The sequence below is a fragment of the Pseudidiomarina fusca genome (assembly GCF_032227045.1).
GTDB classification, from domain to species: domain Bacteria; phylum Pseudomonadota; class Gammaproteobacteria; order Enterobacterales; family Alteromonadaceae; genus Pseudidiomarina; species Pseudidiomarina fusca.
In genome coordinates, this window is sequence record NZ_JANFPJ010000047.1 from 1 (window position 1) to 11,250 (window position 11,250).

Annotated in this window: 8 protein-coding genes; all 8 read right to left on the minus strand. The window is 46.9% G+C overall.

The genetic code is table 11. The features are described 5' to 3' along the window. Window positions 1–222: 222 nt before the first annotated feature. Window positions 223–1,980 (minus strand): retron Ec67 family RNA-directed DNA polymerase/endonuclease, encoded by a 1,758-nt coding sequence (locus NOG12_RS12485; RefSeq protein WP_313933427.1) that lies wholly within the window; start codon window positions 1,978–1,980, stop codon window positions 223–225. A gap of 221 nt (window positions 1,981–2,201) precedes the next feature. Then, complete coding sequence (locus NOG12_RS12490; protein WP_313933428.1) at window positions 2,202–2,732, minus strand: hypothetical protein; 531 nt, start codon at window positions 2,730–2,732, stop codon at window positions 2,202–2,204. A 137-nt stretch (window positions 2,733–2,869) separates the two neighbouring features. After that, window positions 2,870–3,778 (minus strand): Kiwa anti-phage protein KwaB-like domain-containing protein, encoded by a 909-nt coding sequence (locus NOG12_RS12495; protein ID WP_313933429.1) that lies wholly within the window; start codon window positions 3,776–3,778, stop codon window positions 2,870–2,872. Then, window positions 3,768–4,337 (minus strand): hypothetical protein, encoded by a 570-nt coding sequence (locus NOG12_RS12500; protein ID WP_313933430.1) that lies wholly within the window; start codon window positions 4,335–4,337, stop codon window positions 3,768–3,770. Before NOG12_RS12500 ends, NOG12_RS12495 begins: the two co-directional genes overlap by 11 nt. Further along, complete coding sequence (locus tag NOG12_RS12505; protein WP_313933431.1) at window positions 4,330–5,715, minus strand: restriction endonuclease subunit S; 1,386 nt, start codon at window positions 5,713–5,715, stop codon at window positions 4,330–4,332. The genes NOG12_RS12500 and NOG12_RS12505 overlap by 8 nt, the downstream gene beginning before the upstream one ends. Beyond that, window positions 5,715–7,139, minus strand: a complete 1,425-nt coding sequence (locus NOG12_RS12510; RefSeq protein WP_313933432.1) for a class I SAM-dependent DNA methyltransferase — start codon at window positions 7,137–7,139, stop codon at window positions 5,715–5,717. The genes NOG12_RS12505 and NOG12_RS12510 overlap by 1 nt, the downstream gene beginning before the upstream one ends. A 28-nt stretch (window positions 7,140–7,167) precedes the next feature. Continuing rightward, complete coding sequence (hsdR, locus tag NOG12_RS12515; RefSeq protein WP_313933433.1) at window positions 7,168–9,555, minus strand: EcoAI/FtnUII family type I restriction enzme subunit R; 2,388 nt, start codon at window positions 9,553–9,555, stop codon at window positions 7,168–7,170. Between the two features lie 107 nt (window positions 9,556–9,662). Beyond that, complete coding sequence (locus NOG12_RS12520; RefSeq protein ID WP_313933434.1) at window positions 9,663–11,198, minus strand: DUF2326 domain-containing protein; 1,536 nt, start codon at window positions 11,196–11,198, stop codon at window positions 9,663–9,665. Window positions 11,199–11,250: the final 52 nt, after the last annotated feature.

An 11,250-nucleotide genomic window follows, 5' to 3' on the forward strand; every position in this document is an offset into this window, starting at 1 on the left:
CAACATTATGCGGGCACAGCTAGCCCACTTGATAGGCTTATCAGCTGTGGCGTAGTAATAAAGTTTCATACTCATCGAGCTGTAAGTTACTGATTTTTCGTTACCGAGATTTAGCACTGAAAAAATAAAGTATCATACTCAATGACTAACACAGTCATAATTCGGCCGAATGTCATGCAATAAAGTATCATACTCAAAGCTGGTAGCGATTCGTACAACATCTTATAGCTTCGCAAAGTGGGCTTTTACTTTCTCTATTTCGTCAAAAATATACCTGAACTTATCGAAATTAATAGACGACTTGCTTGACCTAATAACCTTGGTTGAAAATACATGTTTGCCATAATGCTTTGCAGTATCAAAGCTACTCAGGATTGAGAACGTTTTACCGTCTATAGTCGTCGCTAGTGTCTTAGCATCGAACAAATCCTCCATCATGGAGTCTTTATCGCCTGATTTAAGCGGAGTCAGAATTAAATACAGGTTTTCAAAAATGTGAAGAAATCCTGATTTCTTGATGTCCGGTACGCTATTTGGGCAAGATTTATACTGTGGTTTTGCTAACTCCTTCAGAAGATCTGACGGCCCACTATCATTATCCAAGACCAAGATAGCTGGTGAAGTTGCTTTCTTACCGTGGAAGTACGCTAACTCGGTCTCGTACCTTTGAACAAACCTTGCAAAGGGTGTTGCACCATCTCCTAAATCAAGTAGGTACATCGTACGTTTATTCAGCTTTGGAAATTTTAGCTTTGGACTATAGGCTTTGCCGGGGCCTTTTTTAGAAACTAAGCTAGGATAAGTCCCCTGAAGCTCTGACAACGCGCTTTTCAAGTAAACATTATCCGTCTTACCTTCAGTCAAAATCGTCGGGTACTCACTAGCATAAAAATACTTATAGAAAAGGAAACGACTATAAACAGCCTCTCGTGAATTGTGGCGCCCTTTAAACGCATTTAAGCCAACATGCTTGATGGTGCCCCAAGGAGCTTTAGGCCGTCGTCTAGCGACGATATTATTGTAACGATCAATGGCATCAATAAAAGCTAACCGTCCTTCAAGCTCATTTAAAGTGCCCACTCGTGGCTCACCATTTACGTCAAGAATTTCAAACTCACCATTTTTAAAAAGCCTAAACGCCATCGCTCTTAATAAGCGCCAATATTCCGATTTGACGCTAACTTTCCTATTTACCACTAGGCCCGTGGCTTCTTGCCTCGAATCTTTGTATTGCAATCGAGTTTTTAGGACATTTACAGAAAAACCTGCTCTTCTGATTTCTCCAATCAACTTCCGTCCAAGCTCAAGTGGTTCTGGTGACTTAACTATGTTTAGAGGAAACTCCTTTTTACGAGTCGAAAAAGTGATATCGTCCGCATACCTCGAGTAGGAACAACCACAACTATTAGCTAATCTCAACAACCTCATGTCCAAGCTGGCAGTTATCAGGTTCGCGATAACCGGAGAGCAAGGGCTGCCCTGAGGAAGGGAGTTCTCATAGCAAGCGATCTGAGCAATAACAGTGGCGATGTGTGGGTCAAGTTCGAAATGCTTATTTGCTATGAAATAGCCCCGGACACGTCCGAAGTTAAATTGTCCGAAAAAATCATCTAGATCTAAATTTAGTATAGTCCTCTTTCCTTTATGAACAGCAGCATTAGTAATTATCGACCGCTTTCTCTCAAATCCATGAGATACAAGACATTCTCTCGCTACGCCAGTATCTAGTCGAATTACATCGAGGCAATTTTGAAGAAGAGTAGATAAACGTCGCTGAATATCCTTTAACTCAGCAGAAGGGGCATTTATGGTTCTTTTCCCTCCAGATTTTTTGTCAATTTCAAATTGATGATAATGGTCTTTAACACCGGGTAGGTAAAGGACGCGTGTTAGAAAGGCAGCAGGTATGCCGAGCAGTGATGCTAACTCCGGCTTTGTTTTTGCTTTTTTTAATAGTTGGTAGTCTCTTCTATGAATCAAAATCACTCTCGCTATCAGCATTGAAGAGGTGGCTCACATGCACTCCTACGCGCGGCTGGCGAGTAGTTCCAGGACGCTCAAACGAGTAGTCCGAAAGGCGAGTCTATCTGACAATGTTGTCACAGGTTGCGAAGCGCAACCAACAAATCTGCATGTGAGCCATGCTCACAATACACTCGTTTCCGCTCCCAAATCAAATACTCGAGGTCGACTTAACTTTTTTATCGTGCGTATTCATGTACATCATCTCGCCACTTAACTAGAAAAGGGATTAAATCTGACAATACAAGCCTACCTTCTGGTGAGAGCTGCACTAAAGCGGTACTGAAAACATAAGGGTAATCAGAAATTTCTAGCACATCATCAATAGTGCGTTGCTCACCCTTACTCCGTTTAATTTCTTTATCCTCGTATACAAAATGCTGCCACTCGGGGCTATGTTTCCACCAATTTGCTAAGGAGTTTATTAGCTGCACATAAGTACGTCCTGAACTTGTCTTTTGACCCAACTCGAATCCTGCCCGCTTTTTAATACCCTTACTGTCTAGGCAATCAATTAAATAACGTTGTATTGCGCAAAAGCCTAATCCAATGAAATACTCAGCGTAATCAAATAATCCATCACTCTCAGGATCTCTAGACACCGAAATTCTGTCATTCAGCGTTGTAAGCTTGCTATCAAGCATCCCGCAAAAATCTTGCAAGTAAAATAGTTCTGCATCGGCGTAATCTTTACCAAGCTTTAAAAACATGAGAACACCCCTACAGCAATTACTAGTTTGATCTCTACCAAGCTTGAGTTCGTCTGCAAAAATCAATGTGTTCTTAGTGAATACTGACCTCGCCCAGCGCTCAAGTCCTCAATCAATAAACTTTAGACGCCTGATTTTTATAGATATTTTTTTGAATTAGTTAAGCATTTGCGCCGTGTTAAAGGCGCCGTCAAATAATCTTCGTCCAGAAAGCGGATGAGTTCTTTCAGCTGCTTCTTGTCTTCAGGGATAACCAACTTGCCATCGTCGTTGACCATGATAGTGATGTGGTGTTCTTCGGGTAGTTCGGCATTGAAGTTGTTGGCGACGGTTTGGATGTCGGTGACGGTGATGCCTTTCAGCACTTCATTCTTCTGCAACAGGGCGATTTTCTTGCGGATGATGGAGTCTGCTTGCTCCTTGAAGCTGGCTTCGTCTTCGAAAGCAAAGAGGTCGGTGGCGGCAAAATCGTCCAGATCGGTGTCGGTGGCTTCGCGGTAGTAATCGGCCAGATCCAAAAAGCGTTTGGTATTGTGATAGGAGCTGAAATGTAGAGTCCTGTTGTGGAAATGAGCGGTTAGCTTGTCTTGCAGTATCAGGCCAGGTTCTTCAAGGCGTTTATATGTGTCACCCGCCTGAATCGGCAAACCGATCAGTGTCCATCGATTAGAGAGCAACTTGCCGGCATCGAAGACCTGAAAGTTGACTGTTTTGTTGGCGGCTGTCCAGGTGCCGCTAAACAAGGCCTTGATACGGTGCGTTTCGGTGTTGAGATTCAGCACCGGACAAGTGAGCGGATTGCCAATGGCTTGGCCGATGGCGGGCGGTAGTGGGTAATCGGCAATGGTAAAGATTTCGCCTTCATCCACGTTGTAGCTGCCCGTGAAGGCGATGGGCTGCCTGTCGCCAAGCAGCGCCGCCTGTTGTTCTGCGAAGAGTTGTGCCAGTTCGATATTAAGTGCTGCAGTAAGTGGAATGCGACGGATGGGCTCGTCTTCATCATCGACCAAAGCAAACAGGTTAGAGGTATTATTGTTATTTGGCATGATTGGCATCCAGTATCATGTATTCAGTTAATTGCACGACCTGCGATACCGCCTTGCAGTCCGTTATGTTCTGCCGTGTTATCAACACATAGGTGATATCGCCCTCGATGGTTACTTCAAAAAAGTGATAGCCGAAAAAGCTCAGTAAAGGGTTGAAGTGATAGGCGTGGGAGTTGTAGACGATAAAGAAGAAGATCACCGCCACAAACACCAGTACCGGCACGCTGATCGTGCTCTGGCTCTGATTGATCAGCGGCAGCAGGTAGACCAACAGAAAGCCGACGATCTCCTTGTCCACGGTTTTAACCGATTTGATCTTTACCGGCAGGCGCTCAAGCCCGTGGCGCGAAGCCGCCAGCCATACCAGCCCAAAGCAAAGGCCACTCAACACCAGCGCGGCCAGCAGATAACTGATACCTACCAGCCAATGGGCTACCAGATTCTCCGACCACGGCACGTCGCGCTGCCAAGCGCTGCTGACTTCAACAAACCACAGCGTGAGGCAGATGGGCGCCAGTGCCGTGGATACCAGCGCCAGCTTGGCAAGCCGGTTAAGCATGGCTGCCCCCTGGGATATGGATTCTGGCCGTTGTCTTCTTCGCAGCGGGTTTGGCTTCGCTATTATGGCTAAAGGCTTCTTTTAATACTGCCGGCATTAGTTGTTCGGCATGGCTTTGGTTTTGGGTGATCTGGACTTCTAATTCGTCGCATAGGGCGAGCAGTTTATCTACCTTATCGATTATGATCTCTTGTTCATCTATCGGAGCCAAAGGAAAGCGAAAGCCAGATAGTTTTGTAGCATTTATGTTTGACTGACCAAGCGCATCAGTTCTAACTTCCTCGCACCATTCTGAATGAAGGCGCGAATTCATCACTATATTTGCATAATCAGATGAGATACTGCCAGCCATGTGGAACCGAACCAAATAACCGGCATAGATCGCTGGCTGGCATCCTCTGTATAGAGCTGTTTTTCCAACCAGCTCTCTGCTGTTCGTGCGATTAAACAGTAAATCACCTGCGATCAGTTTATATTTTTCAATTTCAACTGCATCGCTTGAATACACCAAATCATTCCAATCTACTTCTCCAGATTGAATGTTGCCCATTCTTAGAACAGGAACGTCACCACTTTTGTTCGATTTGCTGCTAGTTCCATATTGAAATCCGTACGCAACATCACCCAACCGACACCACTCCCACCCCTGTGGCAGGTCGAAGGGCTTTTCCTCGACCGTGATCGGTAGCAATGATTTTTGCGCTTTGATTTTTTTTTCTTTAACCAGTTGCGCTTTTTCGGCGGCGATGTGATTGAGCAGTTCGCTGGCCGGTTTCACATCGGGGTTTTGCTCTCGCCAGTCGGCGGTGAGTTTGCCCTCGATGGCTTCCTGCAAAATCTGCTGGCGCAGTTTTTTCAACAGGGCTTGCTGCCGGGTTAGTTCATGCTTCAGTTCAGCATCTTCATTTTCAATACGTTGAAACTGACTGAGAATAGATAACTGCTCATCTTTATCGGGCAACATGATTTCAAGCGGCAAAAGATGTTTGGGTTTTATTTCGGTTTTAATGCCACCTTTCACCTGCTCTTTCAGCAACTGAATAAAGATTGGTGACTTCAGAAAACGCTTGAAAAACTCAACACTGACTTTGCTTTCATCAAAGGTATACGATGAGTAGTGAATGGTCGCTGTGACATCAGCGTCACCGTGATACACGCCCAAGGCACCTTTAGCAACGTTGATTCCTGAAATGACCAAATCGCCCGATTTAATCAAGATCATGTCCGTTTTACTGGGCTTGTTTGCGACGTGAAAATTCCCAGAGAAATCAATCTTGTCTATCCGCTGGAGCCCTTGAATTTCCTTTGCATCAGGCTTATACCGCCCCTCACGCTCAAAAAGGAAGTCTCCAACTTTTACCTTTTTCCAAACAGCCACTACGCCAACTCCTTCCGCAACTGCTCCAGCAACTGATCGCCCTTGGCAAAGGATTGATGCAACAGGTCTAGCAGTTCGGTACTGCTGTGCTGCTTTTCTTCCTCGACGCGGTGCGGGTTCTTGATGTCGAGGTTGTACCCATTAGCTTTGATGGTGTCGATATCCACCTGCCACGCCTGCTCGTTGGCTTCACGGTTCGCCCACCAACTTTTCAAGGTATCGAACTCGGCTAATTGAATCGGCTTGGTTTTCGAGTAGGCCTTATAGCCTTCCGGCAATTTGTGTTCGTAGTACCAGATGTTCTGTGTCGGCTCGCCTTTGGTGAAAAACAGCAGGTTGGTGGCCACTGACGCATAGGGCTGAAACACGGAGTTGGGCAGGCGCACAATGGTGTGCAGGTTGCAGTCTTCCAGCAGTTTTTGGCGGATACGTTGTTTGACGCCATCGCCGGTAAGAGAACCATCGGGCAAGACAATGGCAGCGCGGCCACCATCCTTGAGCAGGTGAATCATCAGGATCAAGAACAAGTCCGCCGATTCCTTGGTGCGGTAGGTTTGCGGGAAGTTGTTCTCGTTGTTGTTGGACACCACGCCACCAAAGGGCGGATTGGCGATGATCACGTCCACCCGATCTTTGCGCGTGTATTCGCTCAGGGGTCGTTGCAGCGAATCACCAAACTGAATGCTGGGGGTGATGATGTCGTGCAGGATCAGGTTGGTGTTAGCCAGCATGTAGGGCAAGGGTTTGTACTCCCAGCCGCGCACATTATGAGCAATGGCTTCGCGCTCGGCCACCGTGCTGGCACTGGCCTTCAGGTGTTCAATCACCGCTGTCAGGAAGCCGCCGGTGCCGCAGGCCGGGTCGAGCACGGTTTCGCCGTGGGCGGGATTGACCATTTCAGTCATAAACTGGGTGACGGCGCGTGGGGTATAGAACTCGCCCAGAGTGCCGGCACTTTGCAGCTCGCTCAGGAAGGTTTCATAAATCTGGCCGAACAGGTGCAGGTCTTTGCTGTTGTTGAAGTCTATTTCGTTCAGCTTGTTGATCACCTGGCGCAGGTGAATACCGGACTTCATGTAGTTGTAGTTGTTGGCAAACACCTCATGCACCAGCACGGCGCGGCGCTTGGCGGTGGACAGATCGATCTCGGAGAGTATGGGGAACAGCTTGCGATCGACAAACTGCAACAGTTCGTCGCCGGTCATGCCTTCGTCATCCCCAGCCCATTCGTCCCAGTGCAGTTCAGCGGGAATGGGCGAGATGTAGTTGTCGTCCATCAGTTCCAGTTCTTTGTCTTTGTCGCTGAATATTTTCAGAAACAGCATCCAACCCAATTGCAGGATGCGCAGCTCATCGCTGCCGGTGCCGGTGTCCTGGCGCATGATGTTGCGGGTGGATTTTACGATGCCTGATACGTTTGCCATGTTGTGTTACTGCTCTCTTGTTCGTGATTCAAGCCGCTTGATAGAGGGCTTGCTCAAGTTGGTTCAGGGCCTGCAAGTATTGTGGCTTGCCGCCGAAAAGCTTAATGATTTCTGTTGGTGTGCCGAACTGGTCGAAGGGGTTGACCTTGAGCACTTTGATGTCTTCGATGTTCTCGATGCCTTCGTCAGCGTATTTGTCCAGCAGGGCGTCCAGCACTTTACGGGCCTGCTCGCCATATTGGGTGAATACGTCGCACTTTCTGACCTGTTTGGCGCGTTCTGCACGGGTGAGCGGCGGCTGATCGAAGGCGGTGTGGCAGATCATGTCAAAAATATCCATTTCCTTGCCGATGGCTTCTTTCAGGTTTTCCAACACAATGCCCTGTTCGGTCAGCTCGTCAATGATGGCTTGCTTTTTGTCGGCGCTATGCCATTTCCCCAGAAAGTCATCTAGTGAGTGGTATTGCTCGCGCACTTTCTGGCGGGTGTAGTCCTTCAGGCTGCCGGTGATCAGCTTGCCGTTGCCGTCCATGTACTGGATACGCTCGTTGAGAATGGCGACATTGACACCGTTGACGTAGTACTTGGGGCGCGGTTCGCTGATGATCTCGCCGCCGGTGATGATTTCCGGCGGTTCAGGGGGCGGCTCGAAGATGATTTCCTCGCCAGTTTCATCAGTGATGGTGTCGCCTTCGGTGATTTCCTCTTCGGGTGTCTCAAAGTCGTCATCCTCGCCCAGCTCTTTCACACGCACCGGGTCGCCGTCGAAATCCGGGTCGGCAAACAGATCAGTGACATTGCGAAAATCAAGAATAGTAAAAAAGGTCTTGCCGAACTCTTCATTGATGCGGGTTCCGCGCCCGATGATTTGCTTGAACTCGGTCATCGAGCCGATGTTGCTGTCGAGTACGATCAGCTTGCAGGTTTGGGCATCGACGCCAGTGGTCATCAGCTTGGAGGTAGTGGCAATCACCGGATAGCGTTCTTCCGGGTTGATAAAATTGTCCAGTTCTCGCTTGCCTTCGTCGTTGTCGCCTGTGATCTGCATGACGTACTTGGGGTTCTGCACCATCAGGTCGCTGTTGGCGTTGGCCAAGGCCGCACGCATGCGCTGGGCGTGGTCGATATCTACGCAAAACACGATGGTTTTGTCGAAGCGGTTGGTTTTCGTCAGGTATTCGGTAATCTTGTTGGCCACAGCTTCGGTGCGCTCGTCGATAACCAGGTTTTTGTCGTAATCCTTGCGATTGTAGATGCGGTCTTCCACCAGTTGGCCGCTCTTGTCGGTTTTGCCTGCCTCCGGTCGCCAACCTTCCAGATCGACATTCAGGCCGACCCGAAGCACCTTGTAAGGAGCAAGAAAGCCATCCTGTATGCCTTGCTTGAGCGAGTAGGTATAAATGGGTTCGCCGAAGTATTCGGTGCTGGAAACCGTTTCGGTTTCCTTGGGGGTGGCAGTAAGGCCAATGTGGGTGGCTGTTTTGAAATAATCCAGAATCTCACGCCAGGCACTGTCTTCCGAGGCGCTGCCACGGTGGCACTCGTCGATGACGATCAGATCGAAGAAGTCCGGGCTGAATTCACGGTAGGCGTCCTTGTCTTCATCGTAGTTGGTCAGCCCTTGATACAGCGCCAGATAGATTTCGTAGGATTTGTCGATCTTCTTGTGCTTGATCACCGTCATTTTGTCTTTGAAATGACGAAAATCGCCGCGCCGGGTCTGGTCGATTAGCGCATTGCGGTCGGCTAGAAACAGGATGCGCTTCTTGGCTCCGGCCTTCCAGAGGCGGTGGATGATCTGAAAGGCGGTATAGGTCTTTCCGGTGCCGGTGGCCATCGTCAGCAGAATGCGCTGCTGGCCTTTGGCAATAGCCTCTACCGTGCGGTTAATGGCGATCTGCTGGTAGTAACGCGGGCTTCGGCTGGTACCATCGAAGAAATAATCCTGGGCGCTGATGCGTTCGGCTTCCGGGGTGGCGATGCCTTTGTAGCGCTTATAACGCTCCCATAGCTGCTCTGGCGTTGGGAAGTCGTGCAGCGGGAGTTCGCGCTCGACACTGCCGCTTGCGGCAGTACGGTCATGCTCATAGAAGCCATCGCCGTTGCTGCTGAATACAGTTGGTATGTCCAGGATGGTGGCGTAATCCAGCCCCTGCTGTATGCCTGCCATGACCGAATGCTTGTTGTCCTTGGCCTCAATGATGGCGACAGGGATATTGGGTTTGTAGTAAAGGATGTAATCCGCCCGCTTGCGCTTGCCACGGGTAGTGAGATTGCCCTTCACATAGATACGGCCATCGGTAAAACTGACTTCCTCGCGCACCTGTTTCTGCATATCCCAGCCTGCCTGTTCCAGCGCAGGCGTGATGAACTTGGTGCAAATGTCGCGTTCTGATAGGTCTTTTTTATTCGTCATCCGATGGTCGGGTTCCCTTGGTTGGTTCGGGCTGGGTTGGGCATATAACGCCTCAAACACCGGCGCAGCTTTGCTGCGTCCGAGTGATTTGACTTGTTAGTTTTCGTTTAAACACAAAAGAATTTTTCATCCTCATCAAGAGCCAAGATTATATTTCTGGATACCTTATTATAGGTTTCTTCTGATATTTTATCTGATAGCATTGACAGAATTTGTTGACCCGGAAGCTTGTTTGCTTCTTCGAAAATATCTTCAATTTGTTTTTTGTCAACATCCTCAATACTGTCATGAAAAATAAAGCTTGGTCGATTAAGCTTTAACTCACTAATGGCATGAATATATGCAAAATCAAAAGCAATAACTTCGGCTTTCTTCTTCCCGCCCTCAGGATTAGTTGCTGTGTTAATGAGTTCAATAGAGCAAGCCCCGCTATCCTTATTAAAATCCAAGTCTATGCTGTATTCTTCATCGTGAAGACTTTTGGTAAGAGACCTGAAGTGTATATTAAATTTTTTCTCAAATTCATAAACATTATCAATCTCTTTGGAAATGGTCTCAAGAATCTTTTGCAATTGAGCTTCAGCTTCAGCTTGATCTGATTTTGCTTTGGACTGCTGCTCCATTAGACCTTCTAATTTTCCAAGCTCAACTTTAAGCTCACCAAGTCGTTTCAGATTTTTAGTCACATTGTCTAAGCTTTCCTTAGACCTCATGTCAGAAAAAACTTGTAACTTATCTTTCCTTATTGAACTTAGCTCTGCCTGAAGACCTTCAGACTCCTCGTTCAATTTAGGTAAATCAATCGTAAGAAAGTGCTTCTTTTTCTCAACGAGATTTTTATGGAACAAAATGACATCTTCAAGTTCTCGTAAGGCTCCGTCAATTGCGACGCCGGAGAAGCTATATATAGCTTTAAGCTCGTTAATCAAATAACCATCTTTGTCTTTAGATAAGAGTTCTATAGTATGATTGATGTTGTCTACTTTTCGCTGTATAGATAGAAGTTCTTCGGTATATCGGTCTTCTTTTACCTGTAGCTCTGAAAGTCTTTCTATTGGGTTTGAATATTCTGATGAATATTCGAATGTTAAAAGGTTATCCTCTAGCTCTTTAGCATCTGCCTTATATTTCTTGATCTCACTTTTCGGCTTTTGCTCTTTCACTAGCGCATTAATCGATGTGGAATTCCTTTTTCGCCTGTTAACCAGATTTGTTGCATCTCTTTTCTCCGTAAGTAGAGACGTATTATTGAAACCGAAAAGGTATAAAAAAAGTTCGCTATAATCTTTTGGGCCTTGTCGCTTATCAAGAAACTTAGTCGTACTTAACATTCTGTGACTGTCATTTCTAATGAATTTCGGCGCTACAGCTCGAACAGAAGGTCTTCTAGTAGATATATTAAAAATTTTATCCTGAATAAATGACTCATATCCCTTTTCTTCAACAATTTCACCATTTACCCAGAATTTAGATTCGGATTCGTCATCAATACATAAATGGCGAGAAATTTGATTTATTTTATTTGAGTAGTCAAAGAAGCTGAGAGAAGCAGTTACAATGTTGTTCTTAAATAGCGTTTCTATCTCAAGATTTGGCTTTTTGAACTCTTCATCAATGTAAATACTCTCTATGCTTCCTAGCATTAGAAAGTCCCGATTTCAGATAATAAGTGCGACATTCATGGAAAGGTGTAGA

Coding starts and splice junctions, on each gene's coding strand:
- NOG12_RS12500 (WP_313933430.1), bottom strand. CDS start 4,337: ATGCTTAACCGGCTTGCCAAGCTGGCGCTGGTATCCACGGCACTGGCG.
- NOG12_RS12495 (WP_313933429.1), bottom strand. CDS start 3,778: ATGCCAAATAACAATAATACCTCTAACCTGTTTGCTTTGGTCGATGAT.
- NOG12_RS12520 (WP_313933434.1), bottom strand. CDS start 11,198: ATGCTAGGAAGCATAGAGAGTATTTACATTGATGAAGAGTTCAAAAAG.
- NOG12_RS12490 (WP_313933428.1), bottom strand. CDS start 2,732: ATGTTTTTAAAGCTTGGTAAAGATTACGCCGATGCAGAACTATTTTAC.
- NOG12_RS12510 (WP_313933432.1), bottom strand. CDS start 7,139: ATGGCAAACGTATCAGGCATCGTAAAATCCACCCGCAACATCATGCGC.
- hsdR (WP_313933433.1), bottom strand. CDS start 9,555: ATGACGAATAAAAAAGACCTATCAGAACGCGACATTTGCACCAAGTTC.